The organism is Sphingomonas sp. 7/4-4, assembly GCF_027941955.1.
GTDB lineage: Bacteria > Pseudomonadota > Alphaproteobacteria > Sphingomonadales > Sphingomonadaceae > Sphingomonas.
On sequence record NZ_CP115960.1, the window covers coordinates 1,272,905 to 1,298,399 of the forward strand.

Sequence of the window (25,495 nt, forward strand, 5' to 3'; positions counted from 1 at the left end):
CGCATCGGCCTAAGCAGCGCTCCATGATCGACCGTTTCTTCCTCTCTCACCCGCGCAGCGTCGGCGAGAGCTATGGCGAGCACGCCGCCACCGCGTCGCGCTTCGGCTTCAGCATGATCGTCGGGGGTGCAGCCTGCGTTGTGCACGCGGTACTGCCCTTCCTGTTCGCCCGCACCGCGAGCGACACGGTCAAGAAACTCTACACCCAGATGAAAGCGCGCCAGCCCGCTTTCTCGCAGGAGCGCCCGGCGTTCCAGCAGCCCGAGTGGCAGATCGAATACGAAATCTAGCCGCGTGATCGAGCATGTCGCCATCATCGGCGCGGGGTTTTCGGGCACGCTGCAGGCGATCAACCTGCTCCGCCACGAAGGTCCGCGCGCCACGCTGATCGAGCGCGCGCCGGTGGCGGGCACCGGCCTCGCTTATGGCGCTGCGCATCCGAGCCACGTCCTCAATGTCCGCGCCGCCAATATGAGCGCCTTTCCGGACGACCCCTCGCATTTCGTTCGCTGGCTCGAAGCCCGCGGCGTGCAGGATGCGCCTGCCGCGTTCATCCCCCGCGTCACGTATGGCGAGTATCTGCGCGAGCTGCTCGAGGCCGCGCTCAAGGATCCGAGCGGGCGACTCACGCTGCTGCGCGACGAGGTGCAGGACGTGCGGCTCGACGGCGGCGTAAGGATCGAATTGCGCGGCCGCACGCTCGATGCCGACGCCGCGGTGCTCGCCGTCGGCAATTTGCCGCCGCACGATCCGCCCGGGCTCGACCCAGACAAGCTCTCGGCCGAGCGCTACAAGGGCGATCCGTGGGCCGCGAGCGTGCCCGAGAACCTCTCGGACGCCGATACCGTGCTGATCATCGGCACCGGCCTGACCATGATCGACGTCGTGCTGCTCCTCGATGCGCGCGGCTTTCGCGGCAAGATCGTCGCGCTGTCGCGCCGCGGGTTGCTGCCGCGCCCGCATGGTCCCGGCAGCGACTGGCAGAGGATCGACGAGCGCCCGGCCACCACTGCCTCGCGCCTGCTCCAGACCGTGCGCAGCCGCGGCGAGGCGATCGGCTGGCGCAACGCCGTGGATGAACTCCGCCCCTTTACCCAGGCGATGTGGGGCAATGCCAGCGAGGACGAGCGCGCCCGCTTCCTGCGCCATCTGCGGCCGTGGTGGGACGTCCACCGCCATCGCCTCGCGCCCGAGGTTTACGCGCGCCTGATGGCAGTGATCGAACGTGGTCAGCTCGAAGTGATCGCCGGCAAGACGATGGGCTTCGACGAGCGTGCCGACGGCATCGCGATCCAGCTCCGCCGCCGCGGCGCGGATGCGGTCGAGACCCTGCTCGCCCAGCGCATCGTCAATTGCACCGGCCCACTGGGCGATCTCGCCCGCACCGAGGAGCCCCTGCTCCAGAAGCTCGCCGCGCGAGGGCTGATCCGTCCCGACGCGGCGCATCTCGGCATCGATGTCGACAATCAGGGCCAGACGATCAACGCCGACGGGACGGCGAACCCCGATCTCTACGCGCTGGGGCCGATGACGCGCGGTGCCTTCTGGGAGATCGTCGCGGTGCCCGACATCCGCACCCAGACATGGAATGTCGCGCGCCGCCTCTCCAACGCGCACTGGGTCGGCGGCGAAGGGCTCTAGTCCGCTTTACTTCGTCATCCCGGCGAAGGCCGGGATCCAGAGCGACAAAGGTCGAGACTATGCGACTCTGGGCCCCGGCTTTCGCCGGGGTGACGGACAAGTGCGCCGGCTCGAATTAGTATCAATTGACACTATCTGGCGCCGAGCGTATTTCCCGCGCCATGACCGATTCCGCAAATCCGCTCGGCCTCAACGGCTTCGAGTTCGTCGAATTCACGTCGCCCGACCCTGAGGCGATGGCGCGTCAGTTCGAACAGCTCGGCTTCGTGCCGTCGCACCGGCACCTCACCAAGAACATCACGCGCTACAAGCAGGGGCGCATCAACCTGATGCTCAACCGCGACGCCGACGGCCGCGTCGCGCAGTTCCGCAACGAGCACGGCGCCTCGGCCAGCGCGATGGCGTTCCGCGTCGCCGATCCCGAAGCCGCGATGAAATGGGCGCTGGAGAACGGTGCGCAGCCGACCGATGAGGACGACACCGTCATCACCGGCATCGGCGGTTCGTATCTCTATTTCATCCAGGACGGCATCGATCTCTATGCCGACTGGGCCGAGGTCCCCGGCTGGCAGGAAGCCGAGGCGGAGAACAATGTCGGGCTCGACCTGCTCGATCACCTCACTCACAATGTCCGCCGCGGCCAGATGCGGGTGTGGAGCGAATTCTACAAGACGCTCTTCAACTTCGAGGAGCAGAAGTATTTCGACATCAAGGGCCAGGCCACCGGGCTGTTCAGCCAGGCGATGATCGCCCCCGACAAGGCCATCCGCATTCCCCTGAACGAGAGCCAGGACGACGCCAGCCAGATCGAGGAATTCATCCGCGAATATCACGGTGAGGGCATCCAGCACCTCGCTTTGACCACGCCCGACATCTACGACACCGTCGAGCGCCTCCGCGCCCGCGGCGTGAAGCTGCAGGACACGATCGAGACCTATTTCGAGCTGATCGACAAGCGCGTCCCCGGCCATGGCGAGGATGTCGAGCGGCTGCGCAAGAATCGCATCCTGATCGACGGCAGCGTCGAGAATGGCGAAGGCCTGCTGCTCCAGATCTTCACCGAGAACATGTTCGGCCCGATCTTCTTCGAGATCATCCAGCGCAAGGGCAATGAAGGTTTCGGTAACGGCAATTTCCAGGCGCTGTTCGAAAGCATCGAACTGGACCAGATCCGCCGCGGAGTTATCAAGGTCGACGCCTGAGGAAGGATAATCCACAACGTCACCCCGGCGAAGGCCGGGGCCCAGAGTTTCTCTGCCGGCTCGCCTGCTGCTCTGGATCCCGGCTTTCGCCGGGATGACGGACCGGGCTAAATCCGAGGACGCAGAATGACCGACTATTTCCCCGGCTTCGGCAACCATATCTCGACCGAGGCCGTACCCGGCGCGCTGCCCGTCGGGCGCAACAGCCCGCAAAAGCCCGCTTTCGGCCTCTATGCCGAGCAGCTTTCGGGCACTGCCTTCACCGCGCCGCGGCACGAGAACCGGCGCTCGTGGCTCTATCGCCTGCGTCCCACCGCCGAGCATCCGCCCTTCACTCGCTATCAGGGCGCCGGGAACTTCGCCCCCGGCACGGTGCAGGAGCCCCTGCCCCCAATCGCCTGCGCTGGGACCCGATCCCCGGTCCGATCGAACCGGCCGACCTGATCGACGGCATGACCACGATGCTGGCCAACCGCGATCCCTCCGATCTCGAGGAGTCGCCGTTCACCTCTACGCCGCCAACAAGGACATGACCGACCGGGTCTTCGTCGATGCCGATGGCGAATTGCTGTTCATTCCCCAGGCGGGCCGGCTCCAGCTGCTCACCGAGCTGGGTCGGGTCGAAATAGCGCCCGGCCAGATCGCACTGATCCCCCGCGGCGTGAAGTTCCGCGCCTTGCTCCCCGACGGCGAGGCGCGCGGCTATGTCGCCGAAAACCACGGCGCGCTGTTCCGGCTGCCCGATCTCGGACCCATCGGCGCCAACGGGCTCGCCAATCCGCGCGACTTCGAGACTCCCGCTGCCTGGTTCGAGGATCGCGACGAGCCCACCGAGGTCGTCCAGAAATATCTCGGCAGCCTGTGGACCACGACGCTCGATCATTCGCCGCTCGACGTGGTCGCGTGGCACGGCAACCTGGCGCCATGGCGCTACGATCTGTCGCGGTTCAACACGATCAACACTGTGAGCTTCGACCATCCCGATCCGTCGATCTTCACCGTGCTCACTTCGCCCAGCGACGTTCCCGGCCGCGCCAACGCCGATTTTGTGATCTTCCCGCCGCGCTGGATGGTGGCCGAGGGCACGTTCCGCCCGCCCTGGTTCCACCGCAACGTGATGAGCGAGGCGATGGGGCTGATCACCGGCGCGTACGACGCCAAGGCGGAGGGTTTCGCGCCGGGCGGGCTCTCGCTGCACAATCTGATGTCGGGGCACGGGCCCGATCTCGCGAGCTGGGAGGGCGCGTCGAACGCCGACCTCAAGCCGCACAAGATCGAGGGGACGATGGCGTTCATGGTCGAGACGTGCTGGCCCTACCGCCCGACCCGGTTCGCGCTGGAGCGGGCGCAGCCGGACTATGATGCGGCATGGAAGGGGTTTCCGAAGGCGAAACTCCCTTGATCCTCCCCGGCACGGGGAGGAACTAGATGGACCGCCTCATCACCACACCCGCAGGCGTCACCCTCGGCCCGCTCGCCCTCATCCCCGACGACACCGCCCGCAATTTCGTCCTCGAACTGCGCGCCGGCCGCTTCCACGGCTTCGTCGTGCGCAAGGGCGATGCCGTCCACGGCTATGTCGACATCTGCGCGCACATGGCGCTGCCGCTCGCGCAGAAGCTCGACGACTATCTCACGCCGAACGCCGGCCACATCCAGTGCAGCTGGCACGGCGCGCTCTATCGCATCGAGGACGGTATTTGCGTCGGCGGACCGTGCGTCGGCGCGCGGCTCCAGCCTTGGCCGGTGGCGGTGGCGGACGGCATGATCGTCACCGCCTGAGGCCCTTGTGCCGAGCGGCGAGATCGGCGAAAAGCGAAGCAAATAGGACAGCATTGCTGACAAATCAGCACGGGAGAGGCAGGATGGAACCCACGCTCGATTTCGGTCTCGGCGACACCGCCGACATGATCCGCGACACCACAGCGCGCTTCGCAAAGGAGCGGATCGAGCCGCTTGCCGCGAAGATCGATGCAGAGGACTGGTTCCCCCGCGAGCTCTGGCCGGCGATGGGCGAGCTCGGACTGCACGGCATCACAGTCGACGAGGAATATGGCGGGCTCGGGCTCGGCTATCTCGAGCACGTCATTGCGTGCGAGGAAGTCAGCCGCGCCTCGGCTTCGATCGGCCTCTCCTACGGCGCGCATTCGAACCTCTGCGTCAACCAGATCAGCCGCTGGGCGAGCCCCGCGCAGAAGGCCAAATATCTCCCCAAGCTGATCTCGGGCGAGCATGTCGGCAGCCTGGCAATGTCCGAGGCAGGCGCAGGATCCGACGTCGTCTCGATGAAGCTGCGCGCCGAGAAGACCGCCAACGGCTATGTCCTCAACGGCACGAAATTCTGGATCACCAACGCAACTTACGCGGACACGCTCGTAGTCTATGCGAAGACCGGCGAGGGTTCGCGCGGCATCACGACCTTCCTGATCGAGAAGGACATGCCCGGTTTCTCGATCGGCCAGAAGATCGACAAGATGGGGATGCGCGGCTCGCCGACGGCGGAACTGGTGTTCAACGATTGCGAAGTCTCCGAGGAGCAGGTGATGGGGCCGCTCAACGGCGGCGTCGGGGTGCTGATGTCGGGGCTCGATTACGAACGCACCGTGCTCGCCGGGATCCAGCTCGGGATCATGCAGGCGTGCCTCGACGTCGTCCTGCCCTATCTGCGCGAACGCAAACAGTTCGGGCAGCCGATCGGGCATTTCCAGCTGATGCAGGCCAAGGTGGCGGACATGTACGTCGCGCTCAATTCGGCGCGGGCATATGTCTATACCGTCGCCAAGAATTGCGATGCGGGCCGCACCACGCGGTTCGATGCGGCGGGGGCGATCCTGCTCGCTTCGGAGAATGCCGTCAGGGTGAGCCTCGAGGCGATCCAGGCACTGGGCGGCGCGGGCTATACCAAGGACTGGCCGGTCGAACGCTTCGCCCGCGACGCCAAGCTGCTCGATATCGGCGCGGGGACGAACGAGATCCGGCGGATGCTGATCGGACGCGAATTGGTGGGGGCTGACCTAGCCGCAGTCCGCCGCATCGGTGGCGTTCGCGCTCTCGTCGATGCACCGCTTCATGATCGCTGAGCGCCGCTGCGCCTCCACGGGCAGATAGACATGCTCGAACTCCGCCTTTCGCGCGCGAGCGAATCGGCTTGAGTCATCACCTGACTTCGGCGCGATCCGCCGAGAACCAGTCCGACGAGCGTAGAGATCAGCAATGCGGCGATCGCCAGCGGAATAACCGGACGCCATGCGCGGAGCGTTTCCTTGCCGAAAAGATAGGCGAGCAGCGAGGATACCATGCCGAGCACCGCGGCGAGCACCGCGCCGACGATTCCTTCCAGCGTCCATCCCGCGATCGCTCCGGAAACCACGCCGACTAGCGCGAAGGCGAGAATGAAGATGAACGACAGCGAGAAGCCGGTGCGGGCGCCCGCGGCGCGCACTAGCCAAGCCATCGCGGCCGCAAGCGTGACCGCGACGAGCAGCGCCGGCGCCACGAGCGTGACCAACCCGAACGCGACGCTCGCGTAGAAATCCCGGATCAGCGGAAAGTAAACGGCAGGCAAAGCCTTAGTTTCCGGACCGATTCAGCGCACCGTTTATCGCGCGCATCTCAGTATCGTGCGTCGCTTTGTTGATATTTCCTGCCTTGAAGTCGGCGACGCTGCGGCCCCGATATTCGCGAAGCTTCGCGCGGAATTCGGCCGATCTTGCGAACTGATCGTCTTTCGGAAGGATGATCGGCCCCGTCCTCGGCCCACTGGGCGGCGGTGCGTTTAGGCAAGGCTTGCGGGGCTTCGGCGGACATGTCTCCGTCGCGAGGGCGGATACCGGCAGGATCGATACAATGAAAAGCAAAGCAACGGAGCGTACCATAAGGACCTCCTATGACATCGAGACCCCATGTTCGGCGCCTATCTCGGAATTAAACCAGTATACTTTCCGCCCAACATTATCAAGTATGCAGCAATTCGTATCGATCCACTTGGGAACTATTTCTCTCAACGAAAAAGGCGCAGATCGATCGCCTCGGCCATCGCCGTCTCGCCGCGGCCGTCGGGGTGCAGATTATCCCCGCCCTGCAGATTCGCCGCCAGCCGCTTCGGGTTGGCGGGATCGGCGACGATTTTTTCCATGTCGATCACTGCGTCGAAATCCTTCGACGTCCGGATCCAGTTATTGACCTGCACCCGGATCGCCTCGCCCACGGGCGTCGAATAGCCCGCGCCTTCATAAGGCAGGATCGTCATGGCGTAGATCTTGATCCCGCGCTCATGCGCGCGGATCGCAAGCTGGCGGTAGCCGGCGATCAGCGCTTCGGCAGTGATCGTCGGGCGCGCCACGCCGTTCACGGGACGGCCCGAATTGCCGATGTCGTTGATCCCTTCGAGCAGCACGACATGGCTGATGCCGGGCACCGACAGCACATCGCGATCGAAGCGCGCAAGCGCGCTCGGGCCGGTGCCGTTGGCGAGGATGCGGTTGCCCGAGATCGCCTGGGTGATCACGACATGCGGCATCCCCGCCGCGGCGAAGCGCCGGCCGAGCACGTCGCCCCAGCGGCAGCGCGGCATCGCGTCATTGGCGCAGCCGACATTGTCGGTGATCGAGATCGCCATACGCGACGACTACCGGTCGCGGCTTTGCGGTCAGCACGTCGAGGCCTGCAATCAGCGGACGCAGGCGCCATTGCTCGGCAGGCGCGAAATCCTCGGTGGTGTGGTCGCCCGCTGCCGAAACCAGCGTCTTCTGGCCGCCGACGTCGTGGACCGTGTTGAACGGCGTTGCCTCGGGGAAGAAGAGCGAGACCTCGACCACGTCGAACGCCTTGACCGGCAGCGCAATCGGATCGCTCACCAAAGGCGCGCTCTCGGGCACGCGCACCGAGGCCTGACCTCCGAAGGTCACGCGCACTGCCTGTCCGCCGGGGAGCCGCACCGTCGCCGCGCCGATCGTCAGTGCCGGGCCATAATCATTGGCGAGGCGGAGGCGGAGCTGGGCACCGCCCGCACCGACACGAACCGCCGAGCGGATCGTGACGTTCTCGAGCGTCTTCGCCTGCTCGGCCGGCACCTGCCACATGCTCGCGGTCCAGGCCCGCGTCCAGCGCTCGCCATTCGGTGCCGCCGCGACCAGCAACACTGCCGCAGCCGCGACGAAAACCCGCATCCCCCGCATCGCTCTCTCCTTTTCGGCTTGTTACCAGACCTTCACGCGCTGCTCGGGCTTGAGGAACAATTTCTGCCCCTCCTGCACGCCGAACGCGGGATACCAGGCGTCGAGGTTGCGCACCGTCTGGGCACGCCAGCGCGCCGGCGCATGGGCATCGGTGGCGATGCGTGCGCGCAGCGTTTGCTCGCGCGATTTCTCGCGCCATGCCTGGGCATAAGCGAGGAAGAAGCGCTGGTCGCCGGTGAGCCCGCCGATCACCGGCGCTTCCTTGCCGCCGAGCGAGGCGTGATACGCCTCATAAGCGGCGGTCAGCCCGGCGACGTCGGCGATGTTCTCGCTCAGCGTCTGCTGGCCGTTGATGAACACGCCCGGCAGCACTTCATAGGCATTGAATTGCTTGACCAGCGCCTGCCCGCTCGCCTTGAAGCGCGCCATGTCGGCCGGCGTCCACCAGTTGCGCAGCCGTCCCGTCGCATCGAAATTGGCGCCGAGATCGTCGAAACCGTGGCTGATCTCGTGCCCGATCACTGCGCCGATCGCGCCGTAATTGGCCGCCGCATCGGCGCCCGGATCATAGAAAGGCGCCTGGAGGATCGCGGCGGGGAAGTTGAGCGCGTTCTGCAGCGGCAGATTGACGGCGTTTACCGTCTGCGGCGTCATCCACCATTCGCCGCGATCGGGCGTCTTGCCGATCTTGGCGAGCTGGTGGCGATATTCGGCGAGCTCTGCGCGGCGCAGATTGCCGACCGGATCGTCGGCCTTGACCTCGAGGCTGGCGTAGCTGCGCCACGTCTCGGGATAGCCGATTCCGACCTGCATGCCCGCGATCTTCTTGCGCGCTTCGGCCTTGGTCGTCTCCGCCATCCACGGCAGCGCCGCGACGCGCTTGTCGAACGCGGCGAGGATGCCCTTCACCATCTGCTGGATGTCCGTCTTGGACGAAGCGGGGAAATAGTCCCTCACGTAGAGCTGGCCCACTGCGTCGCCGAGCCAGTTGTTGACACTGACGATCGCGCGCTTGTCACGCGGGCGGGCCTTTTGCTGGCCGTTGAGAGTGCGGCTGAAGAAATCGAAATGCGCCTGATCGAAGGCCGCAGGCAGCACTGCGCTGACTTCGTCGATGCGGTGGAAGGTCAGCCAGTCCTGCCACGCCTGCAGCGGTTCGCTCTCGACCAGCCTGGCCAGTGCCGCGGTGGTCTGCGGATGCCAGACGACGAAATCCTGCTGCCCGCTTAGGCTCGCGGCATTCCAGAAGGCGTCCCAGTCGATCCCCGGCGCCTTCTTCGCGAAGTCCGCCTTCTTCCACGGATTGTTTGCCTTGTGGATGTCCTGGCTGGTGACGATGTCGGTATGCGCCCGCGCGATCTTGGTCTCGAGATCGAACACGCGCTGCGCCCGGGCATCGGGCTCGGTGATGTTGGCCAGGCTCAGCAGCTTGCCGATATAGGCGCGATACTGGCTGCGGATCGTCGCCATTTCGGGCTTGTCGGAGAGATAGTAATCGCGATCGGGAAGCCCGAGCCCGCCCTGCAGCACATAGGGCACATTGGCGTCGGGCCGGTCGAGCGCCTGGCTGATGAACAGCCCGAACAGGTTCCCGGTCTCGAAATTGGTCGCGTTGAGCGGATCGACATCGGCGCGGATATTGGCGCCGAGCATCGCCGACAGCGCCTTCTTGTCCGCCAGTTCCGCGATGGAATCCATCTCGGCGCCCAGCGGCGAAAGCCCGTGCTGCTCGATCGCGGCGGTATCGGTGAATGCGTTGTACCAATCGGCGATGCGCCGCTGATCGGTGCCCGGCGCGGCGTTGGCCTTGAGCGCTGCCTGGATGATCGCGGCGTTGTTCGCCTCGGCCTTGTTGTAGACTTCGAGGAATGCGCCGACGCTCGAGCGGTCGGCCGGGATCTCGGTCTTCGCGCGCCAGCCGCCATTGGCGCGCTCTTCGAAATCGTCGCCGGGGTTTACGCTCTTGTTCAGCCCCGCGACGTCTACACCGATGCCGGTGCCGGCGGTCGCCGTGGTGCCGTTGTCGGCCGGCGTTCCGGGCGTACAGGCCGCGGTTGCGAGAAGAAGTGCAAACAACGCTGCGCGAGTCGTCACGTTCGGGCTCTCCTTTCAGGTCCGTTCGTGCAGGGTGCTACTCCTGCGCGAACGCGCGCGCCAGTCTTCCCAAGTCGCCGGGGCCGGTGTAGGCAGGGAAAAACTAGGACAGGAAGGATGCCCTAATGAGCGCTCCGGTGCTCGACAGCAAGGTATCGCTCGAGGGAGAGGAATATCGCGCCCGCGCCGCGTACAACCGCGCGCTGGCCGAGCGGCTGCGGGCCGATGTCGCGAAGGCGGCCCTCGGCGGATCGGAAGCGGCGCGCGAACGCCACACCAGCCGCGGCAAGCTGTTGCCCCGCGAACGCGTCAAACGGTTGCTCGATCCGGGCAGCCCGTTTCTCGAAATCGGCCAGCTCGCCGCCTGCGACATGTACGAAGGCGAGGTCCCCGGCGCGGGGATGATCGCCGGCATCGGCCGGGTCTCCGGGCGCATGTGCATGATCGTGTGCAACGACGCGACGGTGAAGGGCGGCACTTATTATCCGATGACGGTCAAGAAGCATCTCCGCGCGCAGGAGATCGCCGAGGCTAATCGCCTGCCCTGCATCTATCTCGTCGATTCGGGCGGCGCGAACCTGCCGCACCAGGCCGAGGTGTTCCCTGATCGCGATCATTTCGGCCGGATCTTCTTCAATCAGGCCAATATGTCCGCGCTCGGCATCCCGCAGATCGCCTGCGTGATGGGCAGCTGCACCGCGGGCGGCGCCTATGTCCCGGCGATGAGCGACGAGAGTGTCATCGTCCGCAACCAGGGCACGATCTTCCTTGCCGGCCCGCCGCTGGTGAAGGCCGCGACGGGCGAAGTGATCAGCGCCGAGGATCTCGGCGGCGGCGACCTGCATGGGCGCAAGTCCGGCGTAGTCGACCATGTCGCCGAGAATGACGAGCATGCCCTGACCATCGTCCGCGACATCGTCAGCCATCTGGGCTCTGCTTGTGCTCCGGCGCAGGCCGGAGCCCTGGCCGCCAACGCTCCGGCCTCCGCCGGAGCACTCCGGGAGCCTCGGCCACCGAAGTACGATGTGGAAGAACTCTACGGCATCATCCCCGAGGATGTCCGCGCGCCCTATGACGTCCACGAAGTGATCGCGCGGATCGTCGACGGCAGCGAATTCCACGAATTCAAGGCGCTGTACGGCACCAGCCTGGTCTGCGGCTTCGCGCATATCTGGGGCATGCCGGTCGGCATCATCGCCAATAACGGCATCCTGTTCTCCGAAAGCGCGCAAAAGGGCGCGCATTTCGTCGAGCTCGCCTGCCAGCGTCGCATCCCCTGCTATTCCTCCAGAACATCTCGGGCTTCATGGTCGGCGGCAAATACGAGGCAGAAGGCATTGCGAAACATGGCGCAAAGCTCGTCACCGCAGTCGCCACCGCCACCGTACCCAAGATCACGGTGCTGATCGGCGGCAGCTTCGGTGCGGGCAATTACGGCATGTGCGGGCGCGCTTATTCGCCGCGCTTCCTGTTCAGCTGGCCCAACAGCCGCATCTCTGTGATGGGCGGCGAACAGGCGGCGAGCGTGCTCGCGACGGTCCACCGCGACGCCGAGAAATGGACGCCCGAGGAAGCCGAAGCCTTCAAGGCCCCGATCCGCCAGCGCTACGAGGACGAAGGCAATCCGTGGCACGCCACGGCGCGGCTCTGGGACGACGGCATCATCGACCCTGCGCAGACACGCGACGTGCTCGGCCTGGCGCTGGCCGCGACGCTCAACGCACCGATCCCCGAACGCCCGGCATTCGGCGTGTTTCGGATGTAATGAGGGGCAGCCTCCCACTATTCCCCCGAGACTTGCTCGGGGGAGGATCTGAAAGGTCCGCTATGAAGCTTGTTGTCGCAGTCGCCCTCGGCCTTCTCGCCCCTCTCCCTGCGCTGGCGCAAACCACTCCCGTCGCGCCGATCGTGAAGGGCACCGCCCTGCCCCCGCCCGCTTCCGAGGAAGCTGCGGTGCTCGCCCCGATCAACGGGCTGTTCGCCGCGATCGCCGCGCGCGACGGCCAGGCGGCGCTGCCCTTTGTCCGCGCCGAGGGGCGTGCCACCGCCGCCGGCAACAAGCCCGACGGCACGCCCGTGGTGAACAGCCGCAGCTGGGCCGATTTCGCCGCCGGGCTCAAGCCGGGCGCCGAGAAATTCGAAGAGCGGATGCCCAGCCCGGCGATCGAAGTCGACGGCGATATCGCAATGGCCTGGGGCGACTATGTCTTCCTGGTCGACGGCAAGGCCGTGCATTGCGGAGTCAATCACTTCGATCTGATCCGCGAGAACGGCACGTGGAAGGTGCTCAACGTCACCTGGTCGCGCCGCACGACAGGCTGCCCGGGCCAGTGAGCCTCGCATTGCTTCTCGGCGCCCTGATGGCGCTCTCGCCGGCCGACACCGGCGCCCTCATGACGCTCTCTCCGGCCGACGCCGAGCAAGCCAAAGTGCTGGCGACGATCGACGCGGCCTTCGCCGGCATCACCGCGCGCGACAGCGCGGCGATTGCGGCGCAGCTTCGCGCCACCGGCACCGCGACGGTCATCATGGAGAAGCCCGACGGCACGCGGACCGTGCGCAACGTGCCACTGGCCGCCTGGGCCGAGGCATCTCCCGGCAAGGAGCGCTACGAGGAGCGCATGATCGCGCCGGAAATTCGGGTGGAAGGCGAAATGGCGAGCGTCTGGGGGCCTTACACCTTCGCGATCGACGGCACGGTGCGCCATTGCGGCTTCCAGCATTTCGATCTGGTGCGCGAGACGGGGCAATGGAAAATCCAGAACGTCACCTGGTCGGTGCGCATCGCGGGATGCCCGGCAAAATGACCCGCGACACGCTCTTCCTGCTCGAGCACGAATTCGCCGATCCCGCGCTGGGCGGCGAACGCGTCTTCTATTGCAAGGACTGCATGACGATCGAAGGCCTGCTCGCGACCTTCCCCGAGCGCGCCGCCGCTATCGACGTGGTCCGCGTGCCCTGGCCGCGGCCGCGCGCGGCAGTCGTCGCGGCGATCGGCGAGGCCAACCAGAATTTGCCCGCGCTCGTGTGGCCAAAAGAAGACGGCAGTTTTGGTTTCGCCAACGAAATCGAAGCACTGCTCGCCGCTCTCGCGGAGCGCCACGGCTTTCCGGAGCGGCATCCATGATCGAATCCCTCCTCATCGCCAATCGCGGCGAGATCGCCTGCCGGATCATCCGCACCGCGCGGGAAATGGGCATCCGCACGGTCGCGGTCTATTCGGATGCCGACGCGAAGGCGCTGCACGTGCGGCAGGCCGACGAGGCAGTGCATATCGGCCCTTCCCCGGCGCGTGAGAGCTATCTGGTCGGCGACAAGATCATCGCCGCGGCCAAGGCTACGGCCGCGCAGGCGATCCATCCCGGCTATGGCTTCCTCTCCGAAAATGCCGATTTCGCACAGGCGGTGATCGATGCGGGACTGGTCTGGGTGGGCCCCCGGCCCGACAGCATCCGTGCGATGGGCCTCAAGGACGCCGCCAAGGCGCGGATGATCGCCGCCGGCGTGCCGGTAACGCCCGGCTATCTCGGCGAGGACCAGTCGCCCGATCGGCTCAAGGCAGAGGCCGACGCGATCGGCTATCCGGTGCTGATCAAGGCCGTGGCGGGCGGCGGCGGCAAGGGCATGCGCCGAGTCGACGCGAGTGCCGACTTCAACGACGCGCTCGCCAGCTGCAAGCGCGAGGCGGCTTCGTCGTTCGGCGACGATCGGGTGCTGCTCGAGAAATACATCCTCTCGCCGCGCCATATCGAAGTGCAGGTGTTCGGCGATAGCCACGGCAATGTCGTCCACCTCTTCGAGCGCGACTGTTCGCTCCAGCGCCGCCACCAGAAAGTGATCGAGGAGGCCCCGCCCCCGGCATGGACGAAGCGACACGCGAAGCGATCTGCGCCGCCGCGGTGCGCGCGGCCAAGGCAGTCGACTATGTCGGCGCGGGCACGATCGAATTCATCGCCGACGCGTCCGAAGGCCTGCGCGCCGACCGCATCTGGTTCATGGAGATGAACACGCGGCTGCAGGTCGAGCATCCGGTAACCGAGGAGATCACCGGGCAGGATCTGGTCGAATGGCAGCTGCGGGTGGCGAGCGGCGAGGAACTGCCGAAGCGGCAGGAGGAGCTGGCGATCCAGGGCTGGGCGATGGAGGCGCGGTTGTACGCGGAGGATCCGGCCAAGGGGTTTCTGCCGAGCATCGGCCGGCTCGATTTCTTCGATATCGGCGAGGCGCACTTCGTCCGGATCGAAACGGGCGTCACGCTTGGCAGTGAAATCTCGTCTTTTTATGATCCGATGATCGCCAAGATCGTCAGTCATGGCGATCTCGCGCGCAAGCGCCGCGCGATCCCTGCGCACGGCCTGTTACAACACGGTCATCGCGCCGGTGAAGACTAACGCAGCCTTCCTCGCGCGCTGCCTTTCGGCCCCCGACTTCCTCGCCGGGGATCTTGATACCGGCTTCATCGCCCGGCACGAAGCCGCGCTGGCCGGATCCGGCGCGCCTTCGCAAGCCGTGATCGATTCTGCGGCAATGGCAGTGCTGTATGACGAGATGGGGGATGCCGAATCCGTTCAGCTCTGGCGCTATGAGAGCCGTCGTGAGCCTCGGCCCTATCCCGGTTCGACCTGGCGCAGCCTAGCCGGATTCCGCATTAACGGGCCTCGACGCATGCGGATCGGACTTCGCTATGAAGGCGAAAGCTATGCGATCGATCGTCCCGTCGAGAAACCTGCAATGCTGTCGACCATCATCAGGGGGCACCAGATACTGGTGGCGGACATGGGAGAGAGTTTCCTGTTCCGCCGTGAGCGAACCGACGGGGCTGCGGGAGCCGGCGTCGCCGACGGCGCAATCCTCGCCCCGATGCCGGGCCGCATTACCGCCGTCGAAGTCGCGACCGGCGACACCGTCACCAAGGGCCAGCGCCTCGTCACACTCGAAGCGATGAAGATGGAGCATGGGATGACAGCGCCGTTCGACGGCATGGTCGCCGAACTCAACGCCATAGCCGGCGCGCAGGTGAGCGAGGGCACATTGCTGGTGAAAATCGACAAGCTCGCCTAACCGTCACCCCGGCGAAAGCCGGGGCCCAGAGTCGCGGGCGGGACGACACGAAACCCGGGATCCCGGCTTGCACTGGGACGAAGAAGTGGGAGCAAGATGGACAGCCCGACTATTGCGACCCGGAACGGCAATGCCGGCGCGCTCCTGTTCCGCGACGCGACGCGCGCCGACCTTCCCGCGATCGTCCAACTGCTCTGGGACGACGAAACCGCGCGCCACCGCGAGGACCCGAGCGAGCCGCTCGACCCGCGCTACATCGCCGCGTTCGAGGCGATCCATGCCGATCCCAACCAGCGCCTGATCGTCGCCGAACTCGACGTCCGCATCATCGGCACGATGCAACTGAGCTTCCTTCCCGGCCTGTCGTTTCGCGGATCATGGCGCGGGCTGATCGAGGCGGTGCGGATCGCCGGCGACTTGCGCGGCCGGCGGCTCGGCGAGCAAATGATCCTCTGGGCGGTCGAGCAATGCCGCGCGCGCGATTGCAAGCTCGTCCAGCTCACTTCCACGGCGACACGCACCGCGGCGCATCGATTCTATGCCCGGCTCGGCTTCGTCCAGAGCCATGTCGGCATGAAACTCCATCTGAGGGACTGAGACCAATGGCCGGACGCTTCTTCGATGAATGGCTGGTAGGCGACCGAGTGGAGCACAGCTTGCGCCGAACGGTGACCGAGACCGACAACCTGCTGTTCTCCACGCTCACCCACAACACCCAGCCGCTCCACATCGACGCCGAGGCAGCCAAGGCGAGCGAGTTCGGCCAGATCCTCGTCAACGGCACTTTTACGTTCAGCCTGATGGTGGGGATCACCGTGGGCGACACCACGGCGGGGACGCTCGTCGCCAATCTCGGCTACGACAAGCTGGTGATGCCCAAGCCGGTGTTCCTCGGCGATACCTTGCATGCGTCGAGCGAAGTGACCGAAGTCCGCGCCAGCAAGTCGCGGCCCGGCCAGGGGATCGTCACCTGGCGCCACCAGATGCACAACCAGCGCGACGAACTGGTCTGCGAATGCCTGCGTTCGGCGCTGTTGCGGAGCCGGGCCGCCTGAGCGACGTTGGAGGGCGATGAAAGAGATCGACATAGCGGTGATCGGCGGCGGCGCGGCGGGGATCGCCGCGGCACGCACGCTCGCCGACGCCGGCCGCGAGGTGCTGATCCTCGAAGCGAGCGATCGGCTCGGCGGGCGCGCGCGCACGGTCCATGTCGCCGGCCTGCCGATCGATCTGGGCGCGGGCTGGCTTCATTCGGCGCCGAAGAACCCCTGGGTCGCGATCGCCGAGGCGCACGGGTTCACCGTCTGCCGGGCGCGCCCGCGCTGGGGCGAGCAGTGGCGCGGCCTGGGTTTCTCCAAGGCCGAGCAGGAGGGGCTGTGGAGCGCGTTCGCGGCATTCCAGGAAGCGATGGCCACGCCTCCAGCGAGCGATCTGGCTTCCGACCTGCTGCCGCCCGACGGCGAATGGAATGCAAGCCTCGACGCGCTTTCCGGATACATCAACGGCGCGCCGATGCGCGAAATGTCGGTCACCGACTGGCGCGCCTATGACGAGGCCGCGATCAACGTGGATTGGCGCGTGGCCGACGGCTATGGCGCGCTCGTCGCGGCGCATGCGGCGGGGCTGCGGGCGGCGCTGGCGACGCCGGTGACGGCGATCGGCCCCTCGGGCGCGCGGCTGCGGATCGAGACGCCGCGCGGCACGATCGGCGCCCAAACCGCGATCGTCACCGTCTCGACCAACGTCCTCGCCAGCGGTGCGATCCGCCTTCCCGGGCACGACACGATCCTCCACGCCGCCTCCGAACTGCCGCTCGGCCTCGCCGACAAATTGTTCTTCACGCTCGAGGACGGCGAGGAGATCGACGCCAACGCACATCTGCTCGGCAATCCGCGCAGCGCGATCACCGGCACCTACACGCTTCGGCCCTTCGGCCGGCCGGTCGTCGAGTGCATGCTGGGCGGCGAAGGTGCACGGACGATGGAGCAAGAGGGGCTGGACGGCGCCGCTGCGTTCGCGGTCGGCGAACTTTGCAGCCTTCTCGGCAGCGAATGGCGCAAGAAGCTCCGCTTCGTCGCCGGATCGGCCTGGGGCCGCGAGACCTGGGTGCTCGGCAGCTACAGCCACGCGCTCCCCGGCAAGCACGGAGCGCGCAAAGTGCTGGCGACTCCCGTCGACCCGCGCATCCATTTCGCCGGCGAAGCCTGTTCGGAAGGCGAGTTCTCCACCGCCCACGGTGCCTATAACAGCGGCGTCGCCGTGGCGAAGGCGCTGCTCTAGGCCACCGCCGCCTCCTTCGCCGGCTGGGGGTTGGAGAATTCCATCTCCTGGTCGATTCCGCCGAACTTCAGCGCCATCACGTCGCGCGTATAATTCTGGTGGAGCCGCCATGGCTTCCGCGTTCCCTGCCGCGGCAGGTGCGCCGCGGCGCGCTGGACATAGCCGGAAGTGAAATCGAGGAAGGGCGCCGCCTCGACCGGCGCCTGCACGCGCGGCGTGACTTGCCGCATCCCGCGCTTCTTCATCGCATTGAGCAGCCGGGTCACATAGCCGGCGGTCAGATCCGATTTGAGCGTCCAGCTGGCATTGGTGTAGCCGAACGAAATCGCGAAATTGGGCACGTCGGAGAACATCATGCCCTTGTAGGTCATATGTTTCGCCGGTTCGAATAGCTTGCCGTCGACCGTCACCGGCATGCCGCTGAGCAGCTGAATCTCGAGCCCCGTTGCGGTGACCACCAGGTCCGCCTCCAGCGCTTCGCCCGATGCCAGCCGGATGCCGGTTTGGGTGAAGCGGTCTATCGTGTCGGTGACGACGCTCGCCTTTCCTTCGCGAAGGGAGGCGAACAGATCGGCATCGGGGACGAGGCAGAGCCGCTGGTCCCAGGGGTTATAACGCGGCGTGAAGTGCGTATCGACGTCATGCCCGGGCAATTCCTGCCGCACCATGTCGACGATCGCCTTCTTCGCCTTGTCCGGACGCTTGCGCATCGCCCGGAAAAATACTGCTGGAGCAGCACGTTCTTCCACCGCGTAATCCCATAAGCGGCCTTGGCCGGCAGCCTCCGCCGCAACCACTGGGCAATCTTATCCTCCGACGGCCGCGCCACGATATAAGTGGGCGAACGCTGGAGCATCGTCACATGCGCCGCCTGCTTCGCCAGCTCCGGCACCAAAGTCACGGCGGTCGCGCCGCTGCCGATCACCACGACGCGCTTGCCGGCATAATCGACATCGTCGGTCCAGAATTGCGGGTGGACGATCCGGCCCTTGAAATCCTCGATCCCGGCGAAGTCGGGCGTGTGGCCCCGGGCGTAATTGTAGTAGCCGGTGGCCATGAACAGGAAGGCGCACGTGAAGGTGATTTCGGCGCCGTCGCGATCCGCCACCACGGTCCACAGCGCGTCGGCGCTCGACCAGTTCGCCCGCTTGACGTGGTGACCGTAACGGATGTGCCGATCCACGCCATATTCGCGCGCCGTCTCGTCGAGATAGCGCAGAATCGCAGGGCCGTCCGCGATCGCCTTGGCATCGGTCCACGGCTTGAACGAGAAACCCAGCGTGTACATGTCCGAATCCGAGCGGATGCCGGGATAGCGGAACAGGTCCCAGGTGCCGCCAAGCCGCCCGCGCCCCTCCAGGATCACATAGCTGCGATCCGGGCTGTTGGCCTGAAGGTGATAGCCCGCGCCGATGCCGGAGATTCCGGCCCCCACCACCACGACGTCGAAATGCTCGGTCATTCGCCTCTCCTGACTCGACTGCTTACAGAAGTGTAAGTAGCTGAACCAGTCTATCCGCCACCATTTTCGTCATCCCGGCGAAAGCCGGGATCCAGAGCCAAGCAGTTCCGACAGGGCAGAGCAACTCTGGGCCCCGGCTTTCGCCGGGGTGACGGTGCCTAATAATCGCGAGAATAGCGCAGGCTGACGCTCGATCCGCCGAACGAGGCGGTCTGCGAGAGCAGGCTCAGCGAACGGGTGAGCGCAATCTCGAGCTGGGTGGCGGTGAAGCCGCGGGCGTCGGTGATGATCTCGATATAGATGTCTCTGGTGATGTACTTGCCCGCCGCGAGCGAAGTGCCACGTCCGCTGGTATCGTCGGCGCCGAGGACGCGCAGTCGGTCGATCCCCGTCGCCGAGCGAAGCTTGCCGAGCGGATTGAGCCCCCGCCCGTGCCGCTGAGCGAATTGACCGCCGCAGCGAGCTGGATCGCCTCGGTCGCGGAAAGATTGGTCACGTTGGTGCCGAAGAACAGGCGCGAGAGCACTTCCTCCTGCGGCAGGCTGGGCGACGAATTGAAGGCGATCCGCGGCTGCTGCGCGGTGCCCGATATGTCGATGATCGCCGTGATGCCTTCGGCCGTGGTGCTCGCCTCGACGTCGATGCTGGGGTTGTAGAGCTGCGCACCCTGGAAGCGGATATTGCCGCGGGTAACGTCGAACCGGCGACTGGCGAAGCTATAGGTTCCGCGGACGATCTCCATCGTGCCGCGCACCTCGGGTGCCGCGGTGGTGCCGCGCACGAACACGCGCGCGCTCCATTCGGATTCGAGGCCCATGCCCGATACGAACAACCGGTTTTCGGCGACGAGCCGCAGGTCGAGATCGAAAACATTGACGGACCGGACAGGAGCCGCGGGCCCGGTCGGACCGTTGGCGACCAACTCGCTGCGCCGCCGGATCCCGGTCAGTTCCGGAATCTCGGCTGCCCCTGGCGGATAATCTCGTAACGCGCTTCGGGAATCGCCAGCCGCCCCTCGATCTTCGCGACCTGCGCGTTCCTGGTGATCGTGATCTGCCCGGTCGCGGTCGCCCCGAGAGCGTCGCTGCGCGCGAGCTGGGCGTTCTTGAGGTCCGCGGTCAGGCTCATCGGATAGCCGTTCGCCGCGGAAAAGCCGATCCGGCCTTGCGCGGTGATCGTCCCCTCGCCCGCCTTGCCGCTGGCTTCGTCGAGGATCAGCTCGTCGTCGGAGAAGCGGCCGACAACCCGCATGTTGGTGATCTGGGTGCCATAGGTCTCGTTGCCATAAGCGAGGTTCTCGCCGCGCAGGACGCCGGTGAGCTGCGGCTCACGCACTCGCCCCGAAAAGTCCGCGGCGATTCCGATCGAGCCCGTCAGGTGCTGATTGCTGAGTCCGGCCAGCGAGAAAGGCACCGCCGCCGGTCCGTTATAGCGGATACCGCCGGAGAGCGGCGCGCCGATCAGTCGCTCGGTCCACGGACCTGCACCGGGGCCCAGCGGCCGCAGCGTGGCGACGACCCGGCCGATCGTGGTGGTCCCGCGCTTGATCAGCGCGCGCGCATCGCCGCCGTCGGGAAGCAGCTTTGCGACGAGGCTGACATCCACAGGCGTCGACACGGTGGCGAGGCTGGAGCGCGTGAAGTCGTCGATCTCCAGCCGCGCATCGGCGCTCGGGAAAGCATCCGAATTCGCCTGTGCGAAGTCGAGGCTTCCGGTAGCCGTACCGCCAAGGCCGACGCCGGGCATGAACCCGTTGACGAAAGCCAGATCCAATTTGTCGAGCCGCGCCTGGAGCGCGAGGCCCTCACCATACGTGCCGGCCAGCCGCATGCTGCCCCGATCGAATTCCACCTGCGTCGGCAGCAGCCGATAGGTGTCGCCGGCGATGTGAATGCGCGCCGGATTGACCGTGTGGAACTTGATCCCGCTCCCTGCCCCTGCAGCGCCACCAGCCACTGCTCCGGCGCGAGCCGGGCATTGGCGGCGATCTGGAAGGGAACGCCGGTGGACCCCGTCGCCACCGCCTGCGCGGTGCCGCTGCCGCCTTGATAATTGACCTTGGCGCGGCCGGTCTTGAGCACGAACTGGCCGCTGCGCAGATTGGCGACCTGCACATCGGCGATGATCTGCGGCGTTTCGGTCAGCACGACATTGGCGGAGATCAGCGCGCGGCCGATGGTGAGTTCGGCGTTGCCGGGGATCACTGCGTTGAGAGCACGCGCCTCGATCTGTGCCGCCTGGTATTTGCCCTGCGCGGCGAGCTGGGCATTGCCAGTCACGCCGGAGCCCTGGAAGCGCAACTGGCCCGCAAACGGCCCCGCCGCCGTCTGCTCGACATTGCCGGTTATATCCATCCCCGCGAAGCGCGCGCTTTCGATGTCGACGGCGAGCGTCCGCCCGTTTCGCACCAGGGCATTGGCGTTGAACGGACCGTAATTCGTGCCGCCGCTGGCAGTGACTGCATAGGCATTGCTGCGGCCGCGTATCCGCGCCTCGAGATCGACCAGCCCGACACCCAGCCCCGGCCGCGCCGCGCGCAACAGGACCTGTGGCGCATTGAGCGTGCCCGACACACGCGCGCTGACCGGGCCATAGGCATTGGACACCGCATCGGCATTGATCAGGATCGGCCCGGCCGGATCATAGCGTCCCGACCCGCGCAGGATCCGGAACTGCGGCGCGCGCATGCGGATATCCTCGACTGCGATCACGCCGGTGGGTCCGAGCGTGACGCGCGCCGAGGCGACGGCATTGCCGCCGAGGAAGTCGCGCACGGCGGAATTGGTGAGCCGCCGCGTTTCGGCGGCGACGTGCCCGCGAATGCCCCAGCCGCCGTCACGCGCGGCGAAGAGTTCGGCGTCGGTCCTGAGATCGACGATTCCGACGCCGTTGATCGCATAGTCGTTGATCCGGCCCTTGATCGCGCCGGTGTAGCGGCCCTTGCCCATGTCCGCGGCAATGATTGCAGTCGCATCGACACGGCTAGAGCGCAGGCGCAGATTGTCCGACAGGATCTGGTTGCCCGAAATGGCGAGATCGCCGGCGACGGACAGGTTGGTCACCAAACCACCGACCGCCGCGTTGAGTCCGGAGACCCGCGCCGCGCGGGCACGAACAGGGATGAGGATGCGATCTGCATCGACGCGCGCTCTGCCCTCGGCCTGAAGCCCCTCGACCACAGTCTCGCCGAAGCCGAGCGCGGCGGCGGTGATCTTGTAGTCGACCACCGGCCGGTTGAACGGCCCGTCGAGCGCCAGCGCGGCGCGTACCGATCGGCCGCGCAGATTGGGCGCGATTGCACCGGGCGTGAGCAGCATCGCATCGACATTGAGATTGCCGAAGCGATTGCGGCCGAGATCGACCAGCCCCTTCGCCTCGACCGACAAGGCGCTCGACCGCAGCTTGAGCACTCCGTTCGCGGTGCGGTTTGCCCAGACCGCATCGAGCGCGACGTCGAGCTGCGGCGAGGCGAGCCGCTCGACCGGGCCCTGCATGTACACGCCGGGCCAGGTCGGCCCGCGAAGCTGGAAACGCCCGTTCTGCGCAATGACCGCCAGATCGGCGATCTTCCGCCCACCGAGCGTTCCGGCAGCCTGCCCGCGCCAATTTTGCCAGCTGCCGCGCCCGCCCATGTTGAACGTCAATGGCCGGTCCAGCCCGGCAAGGCCGGTGATGAAGCCCTTTACCGGGGCGTTCACGCGCATGTCGATATCGAGCTTGTTCTGTTCGGGCACTGCATCGAGCTTGAGCGCGAGTGTGTCGCCCCCGGCCACGCCCGGCGCGGCGATGGTCGCGGCGTCCGCGACGATCTGGGCGCGACCGCCGCTGATATGCGCGCTGCCGCGCAACCGCCCGATATGGTGCTGCCCGCTGACCGCAGGATCGATTTGGATCCGCGCGACATCGAGCCTCGCCACGTCGATGTCGAGATCGGGGAGCAAAGGCGCCTTGGGATCGGTCGAAGGCTTGAGCGCGGGCATCCGCAGCAGCCGCACTTCGGGGCTGGTCAGGCTGCGGATGTCGACATGGTTGCGCAGGTAGGCGAACGGCCGCCAGTCGACTGCGATCTCGGGCGAGGTGGCGAACACGCCTCGCGTGTCGCGGACCTGCACGTCGCGCAGCACCATCGCGCCGAACAGCGATCCCTCGATCCGGCCGACACGGAAGTTGAGCCCGGAGGCGAGCGTCAGCCGATTGATCTGCTTCGCCACGAAATCGCGGCCCGGCTGGGTGTTGATCCCGATGACGAGCACGCCCAGCGCCAGCACCATCACCCCGAGCGCGACCGCGCCCCATTTGACGATCTCGCCGCCATAGGGGCCGTTGCTCCACGGCCCGCTCTATCGGCGCCTCTACCGGGTCCGTCTCAGGGGTTTCGGGCGGATCGGTCACCATCAGAAGGCCTGCCCGATCGAGATGTAGAGCGCGATCCGCGATTCGCCCGACTTGCGCTTGATCGGCGTCGCCACGTCGACACGGAGCGGTCCGAAATTGGTGTAGATCCGCCCGCCGATGCCGGCGCCGAAGCGCATGTCCTGCAGCGTCGGATACAGGCCTTCATAGACCTGTCCAGCATCGATGAAGGGCACGATCCCGTAATTGCCGAAGCGATAGCGCGCCTCGAGCGCGAATTCGTTGAGACTGCGCCCGCCCACCGGCCGGCCATCGGGCGAGCGCGGACCCAGTTCCTGATAACCGAAGCCGCGAACCGATCCGCCGCCGCCGGCATAATAGCGCCGCGAGGGCGGCAGATCGTTGCGTGCGATGCCAGGGATCGAGCCGATCCGCGCACGCCCCGCGATGACGATGCTCGACGATACCGGACGGTAGATCGTCCCTTCGGCCATCAACCGCGCATAAGGCCGCGCCGCGCCACGCACCGAAGTCTCCGGACTGACATTGGCCCTGAGCCGGAAACCGCGCGTCGGATTGAGCAGATTGTCCGACGCGTCATAGCCGACAAAGGTCGGCAGCGCGGCGATCAGCCAGGTTCCGCGATCGCGCGCGCCCTTGTTGTAATTATACTGGTCTTCGTTCGAACCGACGATCTCGCCGCCGTAGAAATAGGTCCAGCGTTTCTGCCAGATCGGCGTCGAATCGCGCGACCAGCGGACCGCGAGCGATCCGGTGTAGGATTCGAACGCGGCGTAATCGAGATGGCTGACCCCCGCCTGAACCTGGAAAGTGCGGTCGCGCAAGCCCGCGTTCGAACGGCGGAAGGTGCCCGAAACCCCTTGTTCCTGCGTCCCGATCACGGCGGTGGCGATCAGCGCGCCTTCGGGCGGGAACAGGTTGCGGTGAGTCCACGTCCCCTCCGCGCGGAAGCCCTGGCCGGTGCTGTAGCCGATCTCGGCGGCGAGCGTGCGCGGACGGCCCGCATTCTGCCGCACCAGCAAATTCACTATTTCGGTGCCGTCGGGCCCCGGCTTGCCGGTCTTCACCGGCTCGACCGACACCACCGAGAACAGGCTGGTCGCGATCAGCGCGTCGCGCAGATCGTCGACCTGCCGGCTGTCGTAGATCTTGCCCGGCTTGTAGCGCCGCAGGACGTTGATGTGATCGACGTCGAACACCGGGCGGCGCCCTGTGGTGACGATCTCGCCGAACACCGCGCGGGGGCCCAGGTCGACGGGCAGCGTATAATCGCCGCGATGCGTCTCCTCATCGAGCAGGATGTCGCGATCGCCGAGCTTGACGAAGGGATAGCCCTGCTGCGGCAGCCTCAGGCTCACATTGGCCTCGGCGCCTTGCACGCGCTCGGCCTGAATCGGATCTCCGGGATTGAGGTTGAGCTCGCGGTCGAGCAGCCCGGCGGGAACGGTGGGGCCGCTGACGATCTTGACGTCGTTGAGGCGATAGAGCGCGCCCGGAGTGGCGGTGATCGTCGCACGGACGTTGCCCGAATTCTTCGGGTTCTGCTCGATCGTCGAGATCGCGGTTCCGTCATAATAGCCGAGCGAGCGCATCAGCCGTACCGCGAGCAGTTCGTCCTCACGCGCGCGCGCCGCGACCATCGCGGCGTTGGCGGCCTTGCCGTCGCCGTCCTCGAGCGCGGAAAGATCACGGAAGCGATCCTTGAGCCCGATCGCATCCAGGCCCTCGACCGCCGTCGTGTAGCGGATCGCGGTGACCTTCTCGTCGTCCAGCCCTTCGATCTTAACCGGCTCCACCTTGAACTCGGCGAGCGGCGTCAGCGGCTGGGCGAATTCCGGCGCCTCGGCGGCCGGCGGCGGGAAACTCTCGATCTGATCGGTGACTGCCCCGGGCGTCGGTTGCTGGACCGGCGCGGGCTTGTCGAAATCCTTCATCGGCTCGAGTGGGGCGTTGATATCGTCGCTCAGCTTCGGCAGCGCCGCCTCGAATTCGGCATCGGGGACGATCGTCTCGTCCTGCGGTGTCGTCCCGGTCGAATCGTGCGGGGGCGATGAAACCGGCGCGCCCTGCCCCGGTGTAGGATTCGAGATTTGCGCACAGGCAACGCCTGGCAGGAACGCAGTCCCCGCCAGTGCGGCAATCCAGACCGCTTTCACCCCTTTACGCACGCGCCTCCTCGGGGAGCCGTCAACCCCGGCCCTCTC

18 protein-coding genes and 5 pseudogenes are annotated in these 25,495 nt (G+C 66.3%); 14 read left to right on the plus strand and 9 right to left on the minus strand.

What is annotated here, in order from left to right; translation table 11 throughout:
• The first annotated feature begins 23 nt into the window (after nucleotides 1–23).
• From PIB19_RS06460 to PIB19_RS06485, 6 genes and pseudogenes are all read left to right on the plus strand, one after another.
• The gene (locus tag PIB19_RS06460) at nucleotides 24–290 is read left to right on the plus strand and encodes a DUF6356 family protein (RefSeq protein ID WP_271240137.1); all 267 of its coding nucleotides are present in this window, start codon (nucleotides 24–26) and stop codon (nucleotides 288–290) included.
• 4 nt (nucleotides 291–294) lie between these two features.
• On the plus strand, nucleotides 295–1,641 hold the full coding sequence (locus PIB19_RS06465; protein WP_271240138.1) for an FAD/NAD(P)-binding protein: 1,347 nt from the start codon (nucleotides 295–297) through the stop codon (nucleotides 1,639–1,641).
• 161 nt (nucleotides 1,642–1,802) lie between these two features.
• On the plus strand, nucleotides 1,803–2,843 hold the full coding sequence (gene hppD, locus PIB19_RS06470; RefSeq protein ID WP_271240139.1) for a 4-hydroxyphenylpyruvate dioxygenase: 1,041 nt from the start codon (nucleotides 1,803–1,805) through the stop codon (nucleotides 2,841–2,843).
• A 126-nt stretch (nucleotides 2,844–2,969) separates the two neighbouring features.
• Nucleotides 2,970–4,245 (plus strand): annotated as a pseudogene (gene hmgA, locus PIB19_RS06475) (homogentisate 1,2-dioxygenase).
• A 26-nt stretch (nucleotides 4,246–4,271) separates the two neighbouring features.
• Nucleotides 4,272–4,625, plus strand: a complete 354-nt coding sequence (locus tag PIB19_RS06480) for a Rieske (2Fe-2S) protein (RefSeq protein WP_271240140.1) — start codon at nucleotides 4,272–4,274, stop codon at nucleotides 4,623–4,625.
• A gap of 83 nt (nucleotides 4,626–4,708) precedes the next feature.
• Entirely contained in the window at nucleotides 4,709–5,923 is a 1,215-nt protein-coding gene (locus tag PIB19_RS06485; RefSeq protein ID WP_271240141.1) for an isovaleryl-CoA dehydrogenase, read from the plus strand.
• Here the strand turns inward: PIB19_RS06485 and PIB19_RS06490 are convergent.
• The 4 genes from PIB19_RS06490 to PIB19_RS06505 form a co-directional block, all read right to left on the minus strand.
• The gene (locus PIB19_RS06490; RefSeq protein WP_271240142.1) at nucleotides 5,911–6,408 is read right to left on the minus strand and encodes a hypothetical protein; all 498 of its coding nucleotides are present in this window, start codon (nucleotides 6,406–6,408) and stop codon (nucleotides 5,911–5,913) included. The genes PIB19_RS06485 and PIB19_RS06490 overlap by 13 nt on opposite strands.
• A 435-nt stretch (nucleotides 6,409–6,843) precedes the next feature.
• The gene (locus PIB19_RS06495; protein ID WP_271240143.1) at nucleotides 6,844–7,461 is read right to left on the minus strand and encodes an SGNH/GDSL hydrolase family protein; all 618 of its coding nucleotides are present in this window, start codon (nucleotides 7,459–7,461) and stop codon (nucleotides 6,844–6,846) included.
• Nucleotides 7,421–8,020 carry a hypothetical protein gene (locus PIB19_RS06500; RefSeq protein WP_271240144.1) on the minus strand — a complete coding sequence of 200 codons (600 nt, stop codon included), beginning with the start codon at nucleotides 8,018–8,020 and terminating at the stop codon, nucleotides 7,421–7,423. The genes PIB19_RS06495 and PIB19_RS06500 overlap by 41 nt, the downstream gene beginning before the upstream one ends.
• 21 nt (nucleotides 8,021–8,041) lie before the next feature.
• Entirely contained in the window at nucleotides 8,042–10,114 is a 2,073-nt protein-coding gene (locus PIB19_RS06505) for a M13 family metallopeptidase (protein ID WP_271240145.1), read from the minus strand.
• 125 nt (nucleotides 10,115–10,239) lie between these two features.
• Here PIB19_RS06505 and PIB19_RS06510 point away from each other — a divergent pair.
• The 8 genes and pseudogenes from PIB19_RS06510 (at nucleotide 10,240) to PIB19_RS06545 (ending at nucleotide 17,455) form a co-directional block, all read left to right on the plus strand.
• Nucleotides 10,240–11,879: pseudogene (locus tag PIB19_RS06510) on the plus strand (carboxyl transferase domain-containing protein).
• A gap of 62 nt (nucleotides 11,880–11,941) precedes the next feature.
• A complete protein-coding gene (locus PIB19_RS06515) occupies nucleotides 11,942–12,448 on the plus strand; it encodes a hypothetical protein (protein WP_271240146.1) in 507 nt (168 codons plus the stop codon).
• The gene (locus PIB19_RS06520) at nucleotides 12,445–12,921 is read left to right on the plus strand and encodes a DUF4440 domain-containing protein (RefSeq protein ID WP_271240147.1); all 477 of its coding nucleotides are present in this window, start codon (nucleotides 12,445–12,447) and stop codon (nucleotides 12,919–12,921) included. The genes PIB19_RS06515 and PIB19_RS06520 overlap by 4 nt, the downstream gene beginning before the upstream one ends.
• Nucleotides 12,918–13,241 (plus strand): DUF3088 family protein, encoded by a 324-nt coding sequence (locus tag PIB19_RS06525; protein WP_271240148.1) that lies wholly within the window; start codon nucleotides 12,918–12,920, stop codon nucleotides 13,239–13,241. The genes PIB19_RS06520 and PIB19_RS06525 overlap by 4 nt, the downstream gene beginning before the upstream one ends.
• Nucleotides 13,238–15,175: pseudogene (locus PIB19_RS06530) on the plus strand (acetyl/propionyl/methylcrotonyl-CoA carboxylase subunit alpha). The gene PIB19_RS06525 and the pseudogene PIB19_RS06530 overlap by 4 nt, the downstream one beginning before the upstream one ends.
• A gap of 96 nt (nucleotides 15,176–15,271) precedes the next feature.
• Nucleotides 15,272–15,772 (plus strand): GNAT family N-acetyltransferase, encoded by a 501-nt coding sequence (locus PIB19_RS06535; RefSeq protein WP_271240149.1) that lies wholly within the window; start codon nucleotides 15,272–15,274, stop codon nucleotides 15,770–15,772.
• A gap of 5 nt (nucleotides 15,773–15,777) precedes the next feature.
• Entirely contained in the window at nucleotides 15,778–16,230 is a 453-nt protein-coding gene (locus PIB19_RS06540; RefSeq protein WP_271240150.1) for a MaoC family dehydratase, read from the plus strand.
• Nucleotides 16,231–16,246: 16 nt separating this feature from the next.
• Nucleotides 16,247–17,455, plus strand: coding sequence for a flavin monoamine oxidase family protein (locus tag PIB19_RS06545; protein WP_271240151.1), 1,209 nt, complete (start codon nucleotides 16,247–16,249; stop codon nucleotides 17,453–17,455).
• Here PIB19_RS06545 and PIB19_RS23530 read toward each other — a convergent pair.
• From PIB19_RS23530 to PIB19_RS06560, 5 genes and pseudogenes are all read right to left on the minus strand, one after another.
• Nucleotides 17,452–18,917: pseudogene (locus PIB19_RS23530) on the minus strand (flavin-containing monooxygenase). The gene PIB19_RS06545 and the pseudogene PIB19_RS23530 sit on opposite strands and share 4 nt — an antisense overlap.
• A gap of 158 nt (nucleotides 18,918–19,075) precedes the next feature.
• Nucleotides 19,076–19,839: pseudogene (locus PIB19_RS23535) on the minus strand (translocation/assembly module TamB domain-containing protein).
• A gap of 23 nt (nucleotides 19,840–19,862) precedes the next feature.
• Nucleotides 19,863–20,534, minus strand: coding sequence for a translocation/assembly module TamB domain-containing protein (locus PIB19_RS22895; protein ID WP_336297276.1), 672 nt, complete (start codon nucleotides 20,532–20,534; stop codon nucleotides 19,863–19,865).
• A complete protein-coding gene (locus PIB19_RS22900) occupies nucleotides 20,465–23,188 on the minus strand; it encodes a hypothetical protein (RefSeq protein WP_336297277.1) in 2,724 nt (907 codons plus the stop codon). The genes PIB19_RS22895 and PIB19_RS22900 overlap by 70 nt, the downstream gene beginning before the upstream one ends.
• Before the next feature lie 123 nt (nucleotides 23,189–23,311).
• Nucleotides 23,312–25,381: an autotransporter assembly complex protein TamA gene (locus PIB19_RS06560; protein WP_443018737.1), complete on the minus strand. Its 2,070-nt coding sequence runs from the start codon at nucleotides 25,379–25,381 to the stop codon at nucleotides 23,312–23,314.
• Nucleotides 25,382–25,495: the final 114 nt, after the last annotated feature.

Coding starts and splice junctions, on each gene's coding strand:
- hppD (WP_271240139.1), top strand. CDS start 1,803: ATGACCGATTCCGCAAATCCGCTCGGCCTCAACGGCTTCGAGTTCGTC.
- PIB19_RS06535 (WP_271240149.1), top strand. CDS start 15,272: ATGGACAGCCCGACTATTGCGACCCGGAACGGCAATGCCGGCGCGCTC.
- PIB19_RS06460 (WP_271240137.1), top strand. CDS start 24: ATGATCGACCGTTTCTTCCTCTCTCACCCGCGCAGCGTCGGCGAGAGC.
- PIB19_RS22900 (WP_336297277.1), bottom strand. CDS start 23,188: ATGGTGCTGGCGCTGGGCGTGCTCGTCATCGGGATCAACACCCAGCCG.
- PIB19_RS06495 (WP_271240143.1), bottom strand. CDS start 7,461: ATGGCGATCTCGATCACCGACAATGTCGGCTGCGCCAATGACGCGATG.
- PIB19_RS06500 (WP_271240144.1), bottom strand. CDS start 8,020: ATGCGGGGGATGCGGGTTTTCGTCGCGGCTGCGGCAGTGTTGCTGGTC.
- PIB19_RS06480 (WP_271240140.1), top strand. CDS start 4,272: ATGGACCGCCTCATCACCACACCCGCAGGCGTCACCCTCGGCCCGCTC.
- PIB19_RS06540 (WP_271240150.1), top strand. CDS start 15,778: ATGGCCGGACGCTTCTTCGATGAATGGCTGGTAGGCGACCGAGTGGAG.
- PIB19_RS06515 (WP_271240146.1), top strand. CDS start 11,942: ATGAAGCTTGTTGTCGCAGTCGCCCTCGGCCTTCTCGCCCCTCTCCCT.
- PIB19_RS06485 (WP_271240141.1), top strand. CDS start 4,709: ATGGAACCCACGCTCGATTTCGGTCTCGGCGACACCGCCGACATGATC.
- PIB19_RS06525 (WP_271240148.1), top strand. CDS start 12,918: ATGACCCGCGACACGCTCTTCCTGCTCGAGCACGAATTCGCCGATCCC.
- PIB19_RS06545 (WP_271240151.1), top strand. CDS start 16,247: ATGAAAGAGATCGACATAGCGGTGATCGGCGGCGGCGCGGCGGGGATC.